Source organism: Kitasatospora sp. CB02891 (genome assembly GCF_002803145.1).
GTDB classification, from domain to species: Bacteria; Actinomycetota; Actinomycetes; order Streptomycetales; family Streptomycetaceae; genus Kitasatospora; species Kitasatospora griseola.
On the sequence record NZ_NNBO01000008.1, the window covers coordinates 13317 to 29153 of the forward strand.

The window sequence follows — 15837 nt, forward strand, 5'->3', positions numbered from 1 at the left end:
CGCGGGTGTCGTTGCGTCGTCCATCATCCCGGACACGCCGCTGCCCCGGCCGCCCGCTGGGAAGCGGGGCGGCCGGGGCAGCGGCGGGAAAAGATCGCGAGGATCAGGCCTCGACAGCGGCCTCTTCGCCCTCGACGGCCTCGGCGGCCTCTTCCTCGGTGGCCTCGGGGGCCTGGGCGCCGATGACCTGCAGGACGACGGCGTCGGCCTCGACGGCCAGGGTGACGCCGGCCGGCAGGGCGATGTCGCCGGCGGTGATGGCGGCGCCGGCCTCCAGGCCCTCGACCGAGACGGTGACCGACTCGGGCAGGTGGGTGGCCTCGGCCTCGATCGGGAGGGCGTTCAGCACGTTCTCGATCAGGTTGCCGCCGGGGGCCAGCTCGCCCTCGGTGTGGACCGGGATCTCGACGGTGACCTTCTCGCCGCGCTTGACCAGCAGCAGGTCGACGTGCTCGATGGAGCGCTTGATGGCCTCGCGCTGGACGGCCTTCGGCAGCACGTACTCGTCCTTGCCGTCGATCGGGACGACCAGCAGGGCGTTCGGGGTCTTCAGGGCCATCATCAGGTCGTGGCCGGGCAGGTTCAGGTGAACCGGGGCGTGGCCGTGGCCGTAGACGACACCGGGGACGAAGCCGGCGCGGCGGGCGCGACGGGCGGCACCCTTGCCGAACTCGGTACGGGACTCAGCGGCGATGCGGATCTCGGACACGACTGCACTCCTCGAAAATGCGAAGGGGTGCAGGAACGACAGAACCGCCGGGCCACACCCTCAAGTACGTTTGGGGGGACACTCGGCGGTTCGATCAAAGCGCATCGTTCTCGCGCGTCGATCACGGAGCACCGAAAACGGGCATCCCTCGCCGAGCAGTCTCCCCAGACTAACCGGGCGGTGGCGCGGACGTGAAATCGGCCCCCGGTTCCAGTGCGGAACCGGGGGCCGATCAAGGGTCCGACGAGGGGTCGGGGCCCTTTCGGGTCAGTGCACGCCCTCGAACAGGCTGGTGACCGAGCCGTCCTCGAACACCTCGCGCACGGCGGCGGCGATCGACGGGGCGATCGACAGCGTGGTGATCTTGTCCAGCTGGAGCTGGGCCGGGGTCGGCAGGGTGTTGGTGAACACGAACTCGCTGACCCGGGAGTTCTTCAGGCGGTCCGCGGCCGGGCCGGAGAGCACGCCGTGGGTGGCGGCCACGATGACGTCGGCGGCGCCGGCGTCGAACAGCGCGTCGGCGGCGGCGCAGATGGTGCCCGCGGTGTCGATCATGTCGTCGACCAGCACGCAGGTGCGGCCGCGGACGTCACCGACCACCTCGGCGGAGAGGATGGTGTTGGCCTGCGTCATGTCGCGGCGCTTGTGGATGATCGCCAGCGGGGCGTCCAGCCGGTCGCACCACTGGTCGGCGACCTTCACGCGGCCGGCGTCCGGCGAGACGATGGTCAGCTTGGACCGGTCGGCGACCCGGTCGCCCACGTAGTCGGCGAGCATCGGCAGCGCGAACAGGTGGTCCACCGGGCCGTCGAAGAAGCCCTGGATCTGCGCGGTGTGCAGGTCCACGGCCATCAGGCGGTCGGCGCCGGCCTGGCGCAGCAGGTCGGCGACCAGGCGGGCCGAGATGGGCTCGCGGCCGAGGTGCTTCTTGTCCTGCCGGGCGTAGCCGTAGAACGGGAGGATCGCGGTGATGCTGCGGGCCGACGCGCGCTTCAGCGCGTCGATCATGATCAGCTGCTCCATGATCCACTGGTTGATCGGAGCCGTGTGGCTCTGGATCACGAAGCAGTCGGCGCCGCGCGCGGAGTCCAGGAAGCGGACGTAGATCTCGCCGTTGGCGAAGTCCAGGGCCTTGGTCGGGACGAGTTCGGTGCCCAGGACGCGGGCGACCTCCTCGGCAAGTTCGGGGTGGGCTCGACCGGAGAAGAGTTTGAGCTTCTTCTCACCGGAGGTCGTGATCCCGCTCACTGCACCGTCTCCTCGTGTTATTGCCACTCAGGGTGAGTACGCCGAGGCACGGCCCAGCAGGCCCGATGGCGCACGTATGTACTTCAGGTTACGCGCCCCGGACCGCGACCGACGGCCGGGGACCTGTCCTCAGGGCCCCCGGCCGCCGCGTCCCACTACTCCGCGGAGGACGCCTCGGCGGCCGCGCGGGCGGACGCCGAACCGGGCCGCTTCCGCTCAACCCAGCCCGCGATGTTGCGCTGCTGGGCCCGCGCGACGGCCAGCGAACCGGCCGGAACGTCGTTGGTGATCACGGATCCGGCGGCGGTGTAGGCGCCGTCACCCACCGTCACCGGGGCGATGAACATGTTGTCGGAACCCGTGCGGCAGTGGGCCCCGATGACCGTCCGGTGCTTCTTCACCCCGTCGTAGTTCACTGTGACCGACGCCGCACCGACATTGCTGCCCTCGCCGATCGTGGCGTCCCCGATGTACGACAGGTGCGGCACCTTGGCGCCCTCGCCGAGCTCCGAGTTCTTGATCTCCACGTAGGCGCCGACCTTCGCCTTCCGGGCCAGCACGGTGCCCGGCCGCAGGTACGCGTACGGGCCGACCGAGGCCTCCGGGCCGATCTCCGCGCGCTCCGCCGTGGTGTTGCTCACACGGGCTCCCGCGCCGACCGCGGTGGCGGTCAGCGTGGAGTTCGGGCCGACCTCGCAGCCCTCGCCCAGGTGGGTCGCGCCGTACAGCTGGGTGCCGGGGTGCACCAGTGCGTCCGGCTCGTAGGTGACCTGGACGTCCAGCCAGGTGGAGGCCGGGTCGACCACCGTCACGCCGGCCCGCATCGCCCGCTCCAGCAGCCGGTCGTTGAGCAGCCGGCGGGCCTGGGCCAGCTGCACCCGGTCGTTGATGCCGACGATCTCCCGGTGGTCGGCGGCCACCACCGCGCCCACCCGGTGGCCCTCCCGGCGGAGGATCTCCAGGGTGTCGGTCAGGTACTCCTCGCCCTGCGAGTTGTCGGTGCCGACCAGCGACAGCGCGTGCGCCAGCAGCTTGGCGTCGAACGCGAACACCCCGGAGTTGATCTCGGAGACCGCCAGCTGCGCGGGGCTCGCGTCCTTGTGCTCGACGATCGCGGCGACCGCGCCGTCCGCCTCGCGCAGGATCCGGCCGTAGCCGGTGGCGTCCGGGACGAGCGCGGTCAGCACGGTGACGCCGTTGCCCTGCTCGGCGTGCGCGGCGGCCAGCGCCTGCAGCGTGCCGCCGGTCAGCAGCGGGGCGTCGCCGGTGGTGACCAGCACGGTGCCGTCCAGCTCCACGCCGTCGGCGGCCAGCGCCTGCAGGGCGGTGCGCACCGCGTGGCCGGTGCCGAGCTGCTCGGTCTGCACGACCGGACGGGCCGCCGGGCAGTGCTCGGCCAGGTGCGCCTGCACCAGCTCGCGCAGGTGGCCGATCACCACGACCAGCTGACCGGGCGTCAACTCCTCGGCGGCGGACACCGCGTGGCCCACCAACGAGCGACCGCAGATCTCGTGCAGCACCTTCGGCAGGGCCTTGGACTTCATCCGCGTACCGCCCCCGGCGGCGAGCACGATCACGGCAGCGGGCTGGTTTGCACTCACGCGGGAAGACTCCTCGGTCGATGCGGGGTGAGGGTGCACCGAGAATACCGAGACGAGATGGACGGAATGCGACCGAAACGGTCGGGAAGGGCTCCGCCGCTAGGATTCGAACCCAGACAAAGGCCTCCAAAGGGCCCTGTGCTGCCATTACACCACGGCGGAAAAGCGCGGTTGCCGCGCCCAGCACAGCCTACGGGTTGACGGCCCGTAGCTCCACCACCTTCCGCGAAGCACACGAACGACGCCCCGGCCCCCGGCGGCCGTCCGAGGGGGATCCGGCGGGCGAACACCGCGACACGTCCGCGCAGGAGCCTTCCGCCTCCCCGGGTCCGGTACCTACGATGCCGTAGGTTACGGAAACGTAGGTATCCGCTGGCACCACCCTCCTCCCCCCGGGACGCGCCATGACCATCCAGGCCGGGCAGGCGCCGCCGAGCGCCGCCGAGGACCTCATCCCCCGACTGTCCGCCACCAGGGGCGGCGAGAAACAGGGCCCCCTGGAACGCCTCACCCTCGCCCTGTTCATCGCGGTGCCGTTCCTCGCCCTGCTGGCCGCCGTCCCGGTGGCCTGGGGCCGGGGGCTGTCCTGGCTGGACGCCGGCATCGCCGTCGCCATGTACTTCCTCACCTGCCACGGCATCACCGTCGGCTACCACCGCTACTTCACCCACAGCGCGTTCAAGGCCAACCGCGCGCTGCGCCTGGGCCTGGCCGTGCTCGGCTCGTTCGCCGTCGAGGGCCCGCTGGTGCGCTGGGTCGCCGACCACCGCAGGCACCACCGGTTCTCCGACAAGCAGGGCGACCCGCACTCCCCGTGGCGCTACGGCGAGAGCCTGCCCGCCCTGCTCAAGGGCCTGTGGTGGGCGCACATGGGCTGGATGTTCGACGAGGAGCAGACCCCGCAGCTCAAGTACGCGCCCGACCTGGTCCGCGACCCGGCCATAAGGCGCATCTCCCGGCTGTTCTGGCTCTGGACGACGCTGTCGCTGGCCCTGCCCGCGGTGATCGGCGGCCTGGCCACCTGGAGCTGGCAGGGCGCGCTGTCCGCCTTCTTCTGGGGCTCGCTGGTCCGGGTCGCGCTGCTGCACCACGTCACCTGGTCGATCAACTCGATCTGCCACGCGGTCGGTTCGCGCCCCTTCAGGTCCCGCGACAAGTCCGGCAACGTGTGGTGGCTGGCCGTGCTGTCCTGCGGCGAGTCCTGGCACAACCTGCACCACGCCGATCCGACCTCGGCCCGGCACGGCGTACTGCCCGGCCAGGTCGACTCCTCGGCGCGCGTCATCCGCTGGTTCGAGAAGGCGGGCTGGGCCACCGACGTCCGCTGGCCGGGTGCGGAGCGGATCGCCGCCCGCCGCGCCGCATGAGGCAGCGCCTACAGCATGATGGAGGGGTGAACGGGACCAACGGAGACAGCGCCGGCCATCAGCAGCCTTCTCAGCGCGGCGGGGCCGGCGGCAGGAGGAGCGGCGGCCGGGTGCGGATGACCGGCAAGCAGCGTCGCGAGCAGCTGCTGGAGATCGGCCGGTCGGTCTTCGCCGAACGCGGCTACGACGGCACCTCGGTGGAGGAGATCGCCGAACGCGCCGGGGTCTCCAAGCCGGTCGTCTACGAGCACTTCGGCGGCAAGGAGGGCCTGTACGCGGTGGTCGTCGACCGCGAGATGCAGCTCCTGCTGGACATGGTCACCGGCGCACTCACCGGCGGACACTCCCGGGAGCTGCTGGAGCAGGCCGCGTTCGCGTTGATGGACTACATCGACACCTCCACCGACGGCTTCAAGATCCTGGTCCGGGACTCGCCGGTGGCCCAGTCCACCGGCTCGTTCGCCTCGCTGATCAGCGACATCGCCACCCAGGTCGAGGACATCCTCGGCCTGGAGTTCAAGTCCCGGGGCTTCGACGCCAGGCTGGCGCCGATGTACTCGCAGATGCTGGTCGGCATGGTGGCGCTGACCGGCCAGTGGTGGCTGGAAGTGCGCAAGCCCGCCAAGGCGGAGGTCGCCGCCCACCTGGTCAACCTCGCCTGGCACGGCCTGGAGGGCCTGGAGCGGCACCCCAAACTGGTCGGCGACCGCAAGAACTGACCGGCCCGGCCCCGCCACCGGGGCCGCCGGGCCGACACGCACGACAGGGGAACCCGTTGGCGGTCTTCCTGCTGGCCCTCGGCGCGGCCTGCTGCCTCGGACTCGGCTTCGTCCTGCAGCAGCACGCCGCCCAGCGCGCCCCCAAGGGCGACATGCTGCGCTGGCGGCTGCTGCTCGACCTGATGCGGATGCCCGACTGGCTGCTCGGCATCGCGTTCATGATCGCCGGCCAGGTGCTGTCCGCACTGGCGCTCAGCCAGGGCGAAGTCACCCTGGTCGAACCGCTGCTGGCCACCAACCTGGTCTGGGCGATGCTGCTGGCCCGCCGGATCACCGGCACCCGGCTCGGCCGCTCCGGCTGGATCGGCGTCGCGATGATCGCCCTCGGCGTCACCGCGTTCATCGCCGCCGGCCAGCCCCAGGGCGGCGGCCCCGGCGTCGGCCCGCTGCGCCAGTGGCTGGTCATCGGCACCGTCGCCGGCCTCGCCCTGGCGCTGGTCTCGGTGGCCCGCCGCCTCCCGCTGTTCGAGGAGGCCACCCTGCTCGCCCTGGCCGCCGGCCTGCTCTACGGCCTGCAGGACGCCCTCACCCGCGCCACCTTCGACCTGATCGACCAGCACGGCGCCACCGCCGCGTTCGTCTCCTGGCAGCCGTACACCGTGATCGGCATCGGCGTGGTCGGACTGCTCCTCGTCCAGTCCGCGTTCGAAGCCGCCCCCCTACGGATGTCCCTGCCCGCCCTCACCGCCGCCCAGCCGCTGGCCGGCATCGCCTGCGCGGTCGGCTTCCTCGGCGACCGGGTCCGGATCACCCCCGCCGCACTGGCCTGGCAGAGCGCCGGGATGGCCGCGATCGTGGTCGGCGTGGTGGTGCTGGGCCGGCACCCGGCCCTGCCCGGCACGAAGTGACGGCCCGTCAGTTCCGCTCCGTCCCGGCTCAGTTCTTCACGGCGACCGCGAAGACCCTCCGGAACGGGAACACCGTGCCGTGCTCGGTCGCCGGGTACGCCTCGCGCAGCAGCGCCCCGTAGTCCGCCAGGAACTCCGCCCGCTCGTCCGGGTCCGGCAGCCGCTCCAGCACCGGGCGCAGCGTGCTGCCCTTGACCCACTCCAGCACCGGGTCCGCCCCCTCCAGCACCGTCAGGTACGTGGTCTCCCAGACGTCGGCGGTGCAGCCCGCGGCCAGCAGCACCTCCAGGTAGCGGGCCGGGGCGTGGCAGGACGCGTCCGGGCGGACGGTGCCCAGTCGCCCGCGCCAGCGGGCGCCGTGCCGCAGTTCGGCGAGCAGGGTGTGGCTGGGGGCGGCGAAGTTGCCGGGCAACTGGAAGGCGATCACCCCGCCGGGGCGCAGCGCCGCCGCCCAGCGCGGCAGCAGGGCGAGGTGGTCGGCGGTCGGGGTGTCCATCCAGTGCAGGGCGGCGTTGGACGCGATCAGGTCGGGCCGCTCGGGCGCCGGGTCGTACCCGGTGACGTCCTGCTGCCGGTACTCGGCGGAGGGCTCCCCGGCGGTGCGGGCGGTCTCCAGCAGGGCGGGCGAGGTGTCCAGGCCCAGCAGACGGGCGTCGGGCCAGCGGCGGCGGAGCACGGCGGTGGAGTTGCCGGGGCCGCAGCCGAGATCCAGCACGGTGGGGCGGTCCGGGAGCTCGGGGACCCGGGCGAGGAGTTCGTTCAGCGGACGGATGCGCTCCTCGGCGTAGCGCAGGTACTGGCGGGCGTCCCAGTCGGCGGACACGGCGGACCTCCAGAGGTATCTCGACGTCAAGATATCTTTCGAGCGCCGAGCGTTCCTTTGTTATCTCTTGATGTCAAGAGACTTCACATCGACACATCCCCCGATACACTGATCGTCATGGAGGACGAGGTCGACCGCCTGGTCGCAGCATGGCGCCGAGAGCGCCCCGACCTCGACGTGGAGCCCCTTGAGGTCCTCAGTCGGGTGAGCCGGCTCGCCCGCCACCTGGACCGCGCCCGCCGCACCGCGTTCGCCGAGCACGGCCTCGAACCCTGGGAGTTCGACGTCCTCACCGCGCTGCGCCGGGCCGGCGACCCCTACCAGCTCTCCCCCGGCCAGCTCCTCACCCAGACCCTGGTCACCTCCGGCACCATGACCAACCGGATCGACCGCCTCACCACCAAGGGCCTGGTCGTCCGCCTCCCCGACCCCGACGACCGCCGCGGCGTCCTGGTCCGCCTCACCGACGCCGGCCGCGACAGGGCCGACCAGGCCCTGGCCGGCCTCCTCGCCCACGAACGTGAGATCCTCGCCCGGCTGGCGCCCACCCAGCGCGGTGAACTCGCCTCCCTGCTACGGCAGTTGGTCATCCCGTTCGACCGCGCCGGCGGGTGAGCGCGCCGGGGAGGCCCCCTGTTTTCGCACCCTGACAGCTAGAAGCCGTCCGGGTACGGGGTGGCCAGGGCCGGAGGCCGTGTCGGGGCGCTCTGGTAGCCGGGGAGCAGCGCCGCCAGGCAGTCGCGGACGACGGGGTCGGCGTTCCCGGTCGCCGCCCCGTACAACGCCGTGAGACCCCCCGCCAGATCCTCGACGCCGGTGGCGTTCGCCGCGGTGGCGTAGATCCGCGGGTGGGCGGTGGGCAGCCGCTCCTCCGTGTCGGAGAACAGCGCCTCGTTGAGCTTCTCCCCCGCCCGCAGCCCGGTGTAGCGGATCTCGACCTCGTCCGCCCCCAGTTGGACCTGCTCGGCGAAGTTGTGGACCAGGTCGACGATCCGCACCGGTTCGCCCATGTCGAGGACGAAGACCTCGCCGCCCTCGGCCATCCGGCCGGCTTCCAGAACCAGTCCGACGGCTTCCTCGATGGTCATGAAGAAGCGGGTGACGTCGGGATGGGTGACCGTCACCGGGCCGCCGCTGCGCAGTTGTTCCTCCAGGACGGAGAGCAGCGAGCCGCGGGAGCCGAGGACGTTGCCGAAACGGACGGCGGCGAACACGCCGGTGCCGAGGTTGCGGGCGTCGCGGGCGTTGGCCTGGACGATCAGCTCGGCGAGGCGCTTGCTGGCGCCGAGGACGGAGGTGGGGTCGGCGGCCTTGTCGGTGGAGATGAGGACGAAGCGTTCGACGCCGGTGGCGAGTGCGGCCTCGACCAGGTGGTCGGTGCCGAGGACGTTGGACTTGACGGCCTCGCTGGGGTGGCGCTCCAGCAGCGGCAGGTGCTTGTGGGCGGCGGCGTGGAAGACCACTTCGGGGCGCAGGTCGCGGAAGATCTGCTGGATCCGCGGGCGGTCCCGGATGTCGGCGATCACCAGGGACTCGTCGGTGAGCAACGCCTCGCCCCAGATGTCGAGTTGGAGCCGGTGCAGATTGGACTCGTCGTGGTCGAGCATGTAGAGCTCGGCCGGCCCGAACGCCTGGACCTGGCGGCAGAGTTCGCTGCCGATGGAACCGCCCGCGCCGGTCACCAGGATGCGGCGGCCCTCGATCACGGTGCGGACGTCGGGCGAGACGACGTGCACCTCCTGGCGGCCGATCAGCCGGTTGACGTCCAGGGTGCGCAGGTCGGAGCCGACGACTTCGCGGCGCAGCGCGGACAGGAAGGACGGCAGGTAGCGGACGGCCGCGCCGGCCGCCGCCGCCGCGGTGGCGAGTTCCCGGACCCGCTGGTGCGGGAGGCCGGGGATGGCGAGGACGACCACCTGGGCGTGGTGGGCGAGGGCGAGGGCGGTGAGATCGGCGAGCGGGCCGAGGACGGGGCTGCCGGAGACGTCCCGGCCGGCCTTGGCGGGGTCGTCGTCCAGCACCCCGACGGGGATGAGGCCGAACTCCGGGGTCCGGTCCAGGTCGCGGACCAGGGCCGTGCCGGCCGCGCCGGCCCCGACGACCAGGGTGCGCAGGCCGGACGAGTCGGCGCGCTGCTCGGGGATGCGGGTGCGGGCTGCCTGCAGGCGTGCGGAAGTGCGGTTCGGCGACATCAGACCTCCGGTCTCGCTGACTCACGGAGTGGAACCTGCTCGGAAGGCGGGGCTCGTTCAGCCCGCGCCGGGGCCTGCGGTCGAGGCGACGGTCGGCGGTGGGGCGGGGGCGGGCACGGCGAGCGGCCCGGGCGGTTCCGAGGGGGCGATCCCGGCCCGGCGGGCGACCGCGACCGCCGCGAGCGTGGAGTGCACCCCCAGTTTGCCCAGGACGTTCTGCATGTGGGTGCGGACGGTGTGCGGGGACAGGAACAGCCGCTCGGCCACCGCCTGTCTGCCCAGGCCGGCGACCATGCAGCGCAGCACCTCCTCCTCGCGCGGGGTGAGCGCGGCGACCAGGCGTTCGCTCTCCGAGCGGTCCCGCCGGGCGGAGGTGAGTTCGCGGACCACGCCGGTCAGCAGGGCGGGCGGCAGGTGGGTCTCCTCGCGCAGCACGCCGCGGATCACGGCCATCAGCGCGCCCAGCGAGCTCTCCCGGGCCACCCAGCCGGTGGCTCCGGCCTGCAGGGCGCGGACGGCCCGCTGCGGGTCGTCGGCGGCGGCCAGCATGACGGCGCGCAGCGCCGGGTGGGCCCGGCAGGCCCGGCCGACCAGGGCGATCCCGTCGCCCGGTGGCCGCGCCGGGTCGGCGGACGGCCGGGCCGGAGCGATCGGCGGGCGGGTCAACTGCCCGGCGGCGGGCCGGTGTTGGGACGGCACGGGGACACGGCGGGGATGCGGCGGGCCGCCGCGGGCCGGTGGCGGCGGAGCGGCGCCGAGGTCGGCGTCGACCAGCACCACGTCGTAGGGGCGGCGTTCGGCCGCCGCCCGTTCCAGCGCGCGTTCGGCCGCCACGGCGCTGCCGGCCGCCCCGACGTCCACGTCGGGTTCGGCGGCGAGTGCCGTGGCGAGCGCCTCGGCGAAAATGCGGTGGCCGTCGACCACCAGGACGCGAATCCGCCCCATCGTCCTGCCCCCCTGCTCGTGGCCCGACCCCCACCGGTGCCTCACTCAGCGTACGGGCGGCCGCCGGTGACGCGTGGGGGTTTGGTGAAGTTCCTGTACGCAGGGACTTCAGAGGTGGAAGTCGGGCCCGGAGCGGGGCTGGTCAGGCGCGGTGGGCGAGGGTGAACTCCCAGGCGTCGGCGACGATCCGGTCCAGCTCCGGGTGGAGCGGCGTCCAGCCGAGGGCCTCCCGGGCCCGGTCGGCGGCGGCCACCAGCACCGCCGGGTCGCCCGGGCGGCGGCCGGCCGCCTGCACCGGGATCTCCCGGCCGGTGACCCGCTTGACCGACTCGATCACCTCGCGCACCGAGAAGCCGGTGCCGTTGCCGAGGTTGCAGATCAGGTGCTCGCTCGGCTTGGCGGCGTCCAGCGCCAGCAGGTGCGCGGCGGCCAGGTCGGCGATGTGGATGTAGTCGCGGATGCAGGTGCCGTCCGGCGTCGGGTAGTCCTCGCCGAACACCGAGATGTACGGGCGCTGACCCAGCGCCGCCTGGAACACCAGCGGGATCAGGTGCGACTCCGGCTCGTGGCGCTCGCCGTAACGGCCGTACGCCCCGGCCACGTTGAAGTAGCGCAGGCTGACCGCGGCCAGGCCGTGGGCGATCGCCTCGGAGGTGATCAGGTGGTCCACCGCGAGCTTGGTGGCGCCGTAGGCGTTGGTCGGCGAGGTGCGCGCGGTCTCCTTGATCGGCACCTCCTCCGGCTCGCCGTACACGGCCGCGGTGGAGGAGAACACCAGCTTGCCGACCCCGGCCTTGCGCATCGCCGACACCAGCTCCAGCGAGCCGGCCACGTTGTTGCGCCAGTACTTCTCCGGGTCCGCCACCGACTCACCGACCTGCGAGGACGCGGCGAAGTGCAGCACACCGTCGAAGGACGCGTCGAGCACGTCGCCGGCGTCCTGGATCCGACCGCGGACGAACTCCGCGCCGTCCGGCACGGCCTCCGCGAAACCGGTCGACAGGTCGTCCAGTACCGTCACCCGGTGGCCTGCCTCCAGCAGGTGCGCCGCCACCACGCTGCCCACGTAGCCGGCTCCGCCCGTGACCAGGTACTTGCTCATGCCCTCGACCTCCGCACACACTCGGGTGTTCCTCGTTCGGAGCATAGGGCACTCGGCTGAGCGGACCGGCCCGGACCGCCGCCGGCCCCGGCTGCCGCGACCCCGCCCGCCCGATGCGCGGGTTCACCCGCACCGTCGGCGTCCCGCCCCGCACGGCCCGCCGAACGCCCTTGGCCTTCAGGCGAGTTGGTCCAGCATCCCGGTCCGGGCGGCCAGCGCGGCGGCCTCCAGCCGGGACCGGGCGCCGAGCTTGGTCAGCACCCGCTGGACGTGGGTGCGCGCGGTGGACGGGGCGATCCGCATCGCGGCGGCGATCGCCGCGGTGTCCTCCCCGTCCGCGATCCTCGCCAGCACCTGCACCTCACGGCGGGTCAGCAGCCGCAGCAGCCGCACCGCCTCGTCGTCGGGCTCGGCGACCGGCCACAGCAGGTGCTCGAACGCCGCGCGCAGGACCTCCACCGCGACGGCGGCCTCCCCCGCCCGGACCCGCGCGATCGCCCGGTCCACCACCTCGATCCGCTCGTCGCTGCGGACGTAGCCCGCCGCGCCCGCCGCGAACGCGGCCGCCACCCGGCCGGGCGCGCCCAGCGGACCCAGCACCACCACGGAGATCTCCGGCCGCTCCCGGCGTAACCGGCGCAGCGCGTCGAACGAATCGTCCGACCCGCCCGCCGTCCCGAGCAGACACACCTCCGGACGGCGCCCGATCACCAGGTCCAGCACCGCACCGCACGGCGATCCCACCCCCAGCACCCGGTGGCCGCGCTGCTGCAGGGCTGTGCCGAGGGCCTCGGCCATCAGCCGGTGATCGTCCGCGACCACGAGCCGCACGCTCATCCGTCCCTCCCCGGTCCGGCCGACAGACGCACCATCACAGCGCATCCGTGCGCGGGCCGCCAGGGGACGTACCGGGCCGACCCCCGGTTTGGCGAAGAGTTGGGAAACCCGCGGAAACGCCGAAGGCCCCGCCGAGTGGCGGGGCCTTCGTCTGCTGAGCCCCCATGCGGAATCGAACCGCAGACCTTCTCCTTACCATGGAGACGCTCTACCGACTGAGCTATAGGGGCTTGTTGCTCCGGGTCCCTTGCGGTTCCCCTTGCGACGAGGAAGACATTACATGGTCCGCGGACCCCATGGGAAATCGGCTCTGCGCCGGTCAGAGGGCTAAACTGCCCGAGAAGACCCGATCTGCCGTGCAATGTCGCCCAGCAGCCGCGAAGCTCTCGTGCAGCAAAGGCGCGTGATCCCGTGTCAGCCCCCGGCCGCAGCCGCCGAACCGGCGACCGATCCTCCTGGTGGGCCCTGGCGTTTCGGCCGGCCCGGCCGCCGGTGCCGTGGCGGCAGACGGTGCGGGCGGCGGTCGGGATGGCGGTGCCGCTGGCGGCCGGCCTGCTGACCGGACGGCTGGACCTGGGGGTCTTCGCCGCGCTCGGCGCGATGCACGCGACCATGAACGACCGGGTCGAGCCGCTGCGGCTGCGCGCCCCGCGGATCGCGCTGGCGCTGACCGCCTCCACCACCGGCATGCTGATCGGCGCGGCGCTCCAGCACCACGGCGCGGGCGGGCCGGCGGTCGGCGTCGCCCTCACCCTGATCGGCTTCGTCGGCGGCGCGCTGTCCGCGACCGGCCCGCGCGGCTCGGCGGCCGGGATGCTGCTGCTGGTGTCCGCCTCGCTGGGCGGCGGCATGGCGCTCCCGCACCCGTGGTGGGCGGCGCCCGCGATGATGCCGTGCGGCGCGGCGCTGGTCCTGCTGCTGGGCCTGCGCTACCGCACCGATGTCCGGACCGACCCGCGCACCGTCGCCCTCGCCGAGGCCTACCGGGCGCTCGGCGGCATGCTGGCCGCCCTCGGCACGCCGGACGGGGCAGCGGCCCGGCAGGTGCTGACGGCGCGCCTCAACCAGATGCAGGACCTGCTGCCGCCGGCCCGCCCGGGCCGCCACGAGTCGGAGCGGCTGCGGTGGCTGCGCCGCTCCTACGAGGCCGCGCTCGGCGCCACCGAGGCCGCCGCCGGACTGCTCTGGGCGTGGCGTCCGGTGCCGCCCGGGATCGCCGGGTTCCCCGCGGAACTGGCCCGGCAGATCACCGGCGGCCCCGAGCCCGCCTACCCCGACTGGCAGCCCGACACCCCGTCCCGGACGGCGTTCGACACCGCGCTGCGGGCCGCCGCCGACACCGTCGCCGGCCGCTGGGCCCCGCTGGACACCGCCGCCCCGCCCCCGCCCGACCCGTGGCGGCTGCGCGCCCGCCTGCTCTCCCGCGGCTCGGTGCGCTACGGCCTGCGGGTCGCGCTGTGCGTGGCGGTCGCCGAGGCGGCCGTCAACGCGCTGACGCTGAGCCGCAGTTACTGGGTGCCGCTGACGGTGGCGTTCGTCCTCAAGCCGGACCTGGGCTCGGTGTTCCAGCGGGCCGTCAGCCGGGTGCTGGGCACCGTGCTGGGCATCGCCGTCACCGCGGCCCTGCTGGCCGTCACCACCGAGTCCTGGGCGCTGAGCGTCGCCGTGTCGCTGTGCGTGGCGCTGCTGCCGTACTCGACGGCCGCCCACTACGGGCTGAACACCGCGGTGATGACGCCGGTGGCGCTGATCCTGGTGCAGCTCGGCGGCGGGAGCGGCGCCGCCGAGTTCTGGCCCCGGGTGCTGGACACCACGCTGGCCAGCGCCATCGTGCTGGTCTTCGGCTACCTGCTGTGGCCCGAACGCGCCCCGCACCGGATCGAGCCCGGCATCGTCACGGCCGCCACCACCGTCCGCGCCTACCTGGCCTCCGTCGCCCGGGTCGAACCCGTCGCCGAGGTCTGGCTGCGCCGCACCGCCTACCGGGCGCTGGCCGACGCCCGGAAGCAGGTCCAGCTCGGCCTGACCGAACCGCCGCCGGCCGGCCGCCTCGCCGAGCAGTGGCTGCCCGCCACCGCCGCCCTGGAACGCCTGTCCGGCGCGGTCGCCGCGTACGCCGCCCAGCTCCGCTACGGCGGACGGGAGCCCGAACCGGAGGTGATCGAGCGGGTGCTGCACTCACTGGACCGCCTCACCGACGCCGCCCGCGCGCACCACCCGCCCTCCGGCCGCGCCGCCCGCCCGACCGGGCCGCACGACCCGACCCGCAGCGCCCTGGCCCGCGCCGCGGACGAGCTGGACGTCCTGCTCGACTGACGCCCCAGCACCGGCTCGTTCGTACCGAAAGCTCGTACGAAAAAGGGATTGGCAGCGTCACGGGCCGGTGCCAGGCTTCTCCTCGTCCCGCCGGAGCACTCCGGTCGGGGCAGCTCGTGCATGTCTTCGACTGGGGGGAAGAACCATGGCACTTCGACCGAACGCCCGGGCCTTCGGACGGGGAGCGGCCGGCCTCGGCCTGGCGCTCGCGCTCGCCGCCGGAACGGCCCTGTTCACCGGCACCGCCGCACACGCGCAGACCGTCACCACCGGCTCCGTCGACTTCACCGGCGACCCGGGCGACTACATCAGCCTCGGCCAGCCGCACAGCTACTCCACCGCCGCCCAGGACCAGCTGAACGTCACCGCGTCGGAGGACCACCGCTCGCTGAACGTCTCGGTCTGGGGCGCCCACGGCAACTGGTGGTACCTCGACTTCAAGGCGCCGGAGAACTCCACGCTGGCCGTCGGCACGTACACCGGCGCCACCCGCGCCCCGTTCTCCGGCCCGACCGAGCCCGGGCTGGACATCACCGGCGACGGCCGCGGCTGCAACACCCTGACCGGCTCCTTCACCGTCACCAACGCGGTGTTCGGCCCGCACGGCTACGTGCAGGCCTTCGACGCCAGCTACGAGCAGCACTGCGAGGGCATGGCCCCCGCGCTGCGCGGCGAGATCCACATCGCCAACCCGCCGGCCCCGGCGGAGCTCGGCCTCGGCGTCGGCGTCGCGGTGACGGGCACCGCCGGCACCCTCGACGGCAAGGCGACCGTGCAGGGCACCGTCACCTGCAACAAGGCCGTCCCGGTGTCGGTCAGCGGCCAGGTCACCCAGGTCGCCCACAAGACCCTGATCCGCGGCGCCTACAGCACCAGCGTCAACTGCACCCCGGGCGCTCCGGTGGCCTGGACCGCCCAGGCCGACCCGACCGGCACCACCCCGTTCCAGAAGGGCGACGTCGCGGTGGTCGCCAACGCCGGCGCCGTCGACCCCGACTACCAGGTCACGGTGAGCGACACCAAGACCGTCACGGTGTCGCTCCGCAAGGGCTGACCCGCCGTCACACCGA

Annotated in this window: 14 protein-coding genes and 2 tRNA genes; 6 read left to right on the top strand and 10 right to left on the bottom strand. The window is 73.3% G+C overall.

Annotation, left to right across the window (positions count from 1 at the left end):
• Positions 1-103: 103 nt before the first annotated feature.
• From CG736_RS18790 to CG736_RS18805, 4 genes are all read right to left on the bottom strand, one after another.
• Complete coding sequence (locus CG736_RS18790) at positions 104-709, bottom strand: 50S ribosomal protein L25/general stress protein Ctc (RefSeq protein ID WP_100587361.1); 606 nt, start codon at positions 707-709, stop codon at positions 104-106.
• Between the two features lie 267 nt (positions 710-976).
• The gene (locus CG736_RS18795) at positions 977-1957 is read right to left on the bottom strand and encodes a ribose-phosphate diphosphokinase (protein ID WP_043915753.1); all 981 of its coding nucleotides are present in this window, start codon (positions 1955-1957) and stop codon (positions 977-979) included.
• Between the two features lie 155 nt (positions 1958-2112).
• Positions 2113-3558, bottom strand: a complete 1446-nt coding sequence (gene glmU / locus CG736_RS18800; protein WP_100587362.1) for a bifunctional UDP-N-acetylglucosamine diphosphorylase/glucosamine-1-phosphate N-acetyltransferase GlmU — start codon at positions 3556-3558, stop codon at positions 2113-2115.
• Positions 3559-3649: 91 nt separating this feature from the next.
• Positions 3650-3720 (bottom strand) — tRNA-Gln (locus tag CG736_RS18805).
• Between the two features lie 242 nt (positions 3721-3962).
• On the opposite strand from CG736_RS18805, the gene CG736_RS18810 reads away from it, so the two are divergent.
• The 3 genes from CG736_RS18810 to CG736_RS18820 are packed head-to-tail and all read left to right on the top strand — an operon-like array spanning position 3963 to position 6552.
• The gene (locus tag CG736_RS18810) at positions 3963-4925 is read left to right on the top strand and encodes an acyl-CoA desaturase (protein ID WP_100587363.1); all 963 of its coding nucleotides are present in this window, start codon (positions 3963-3965) and stop codon (positions 4923-4925) included.
• Positions 4926-4951: 26 nt separating this feature from the next.
• Positions 4952-5644, top strand: a complete 693-nt coding sequence (locus CG736_RS18815) for a TetR/AcrR family transcriptional regulator (protein WP_100587364.1) — start codon at positions 4952-4954, stop codon at positions 5642-5644.
• A gap of 56 nt (positions 5645-5700) precedes the next feature.
• Positions 5701-6552, top strand: a complete 852-nt coding sequence (locus CG736_RS18820; RefSeq protein ID WP_100587365.1) for a DMT family transporter — start codon at positions 5701-5703, stop codon at positions 6550-6552.
• 28 nt (positions 6553-6580) lie between these two features.
• On the opposite strand, the gene CG736_RS18825 is transcribed toward CG736_RS18820, so the two are convergent.
• The gene (locus CG736_RS18825; protein ID WP_100587366.1) at positions 6581-7375 is read right to left on the bottom strand and encodes a methyltransferase domain-containing protein; all 795 of its coding nucleotides are present in this window, start codon (positions 7373-7375) and stop codon (positions 6581-6583) included.
• 117 nt (positions 7376-7492) lie between these two features.
• On the opposite strand from CG736_RS18825, the gene CG736_RS18830 reads away from it, so the two are divergent.
• Complete coding sequence (locus tag CG736_RS18830) at positions 7493-7990, top strand: MarR family winged helix-turn-helix transcriptional regulator (protein WP_100587367.1); 498 nt, start codon at positions 7493-7495, stop codon at positions 7988-7990.
• Between the two features lie 38 nt (positions 7991-8028).
• Here CG736_RS18830 and CG736_RS18835 read toward each other — a convergent pair whose 3' ends face one another.
• The 5 genes from CG736_RS18835 to CG736_RS18855 all read right to left on the bottom strand — a co-directional run bounded on the left by CG736_RS18835 (position 8029) and on the right by CG736_RS18855 (position 12681).
• The gene (locus CG736_RS18835) at positions 8029-9567 is read right to left on the bottom strand and encodes a nucleoside-diphosphate sugar epimerase/dehydratase (protein ID WP_100587368.1); all 1539 of its coding nucleotides are present in this window, start codon (positions 9565-9567) and stop codon (positions 8029-8031) included.
• A 57-nt stretch (positions 9568-9624) separates the two neighbouring features.
• On the bottom strand, positions 9625-10512 hold the full coding sequence (locus tag CG736_RS18840; RefSeq protein WP_100587369.1) for a response regulator transcription factor: 888 nt from the start codon (positions 10510-10512) through the stop codon (positions 9625-9627).
• Positions 10513-10654: 142 nt separating this feature from the next.
• Entirely contained in the window at positions 10655-11614 is a 960-nt protein-coding gene (galE, locus tag CG736_RS18845; protein WP_100587622.1) for a UDP-glucose 4-epimerase GalE, read from the bottom strand.
• 177 nt (positions 11615-11791) lie between these two features.
• Positions 11792-12451: a LuxR C-terminal-related transcriptional regulator gene (locus tag CG736_RS18850; RefSeq protein WP_100587370.1), complete on the bottom strand. Its 660-nt coding sequence runs from the start codon at positions 12449-12451 to the stop codon at positions 11792-11794.
• Positions 12452-12608: 157 nt separating this feature from the next.
• Positions 12609-12681 (bottom strand) — tRNA-Thr (locus CG736_RS18855).
• Positions 12682-12979: 298 nt separating this feature from the next.
• On the opposite strand from CG736_RS18855, the gene CG736_RS18860 reads away from it, so the two are divergent.
• Together CG736_RS18860 and CG736_RS18865 are read left to right on the top strand one after the other, a co-directional pair.
• Positions 12980-14767: an FUSC family protein gene (locus tag CG736_RS18860; protein WP_157815634.1), complete on the top strand. Its 1788-nt coding sequence runs from the start codon at positions 12980-12982 to the stop codon at positions 14765-14767.
• A gap of 145 nt (positions 14768-14912) precedes the next feature.
• Positions 14913-15821 (top strand): hypothetical protein, encoded by a 909-nt coding sequence (locus CG736_RS18865; RefSeq protein WP_100587372.1) that lies wholly within the window; start codon positions 14913-14915, stop codon positions 15819-15821.
• Positions 15822-15837: the final 16 nt, after the last annotated feature.

What these genes read in the sequence shown, in the direction of transcription:
- CG736_RS18810 (WP_100587363.1), top strand. Translation starts at nt 3,963, where the DNA reads ATGACCATCCAGGCCGGGCAGGCGCCGCCGAGCGCCGCCGAGGACCTC.
- CG736_RS18830 (WP_100587367.1), top strand. Translation starts at nt 7,493, where the DNA reads ATGGAGGACGAGGTCGACCGCCTGGTCGCAGCATGGCGCCGAGAGCGC.
- CG736_RS18835 (WP_100587368.1), bottom strand. Translation starts at nt 9,567, where the DNA reads ATGTCGCCGAACCGCACTTCCGCACGCCTGCAGGCAGCCCGCACCCGC.
- CG736_RS18840 (WP_100587369.1), bottom strand. Translation starts at nt 10,512, where the DNA reads ATGGGGCGGATTCGCGTCCTGGTGGTCGACGGCCACCGCATTTTCGCC.
- galE (WP_100587622.1), bottom strand. Translation starts at nt 11,614, where the DNA reads ATGAGCAAGTACCTGGTCACGGGCGGAGCCGGCTACGTGGGCAGCGTG.
- CG736_RS18850 (WP_100587370.1), bottom strand. Translation starts at nt 12,451, where the DNA reads ATGAGCGTGCGGCTCGTGGTCGCGGACGATCACCGGCTGATGGCCGAG.
- CG736_RS18860 (WP_157815634.1), top strand. Translation starts at nt 12,980, where the DNA reads ATGGCGGTGCCGCTGGCGGCCGGCCTGCTGACCGGACGGCTGGACCTG.
- CG736_RS18865 (WP_100587372.1), top strand. Translation starts at nt 14,913, where the DNA reads ATGGCACTTCGACCGAACGCCCGGGCCTTCGGACGGGGAGCGGCCGGC.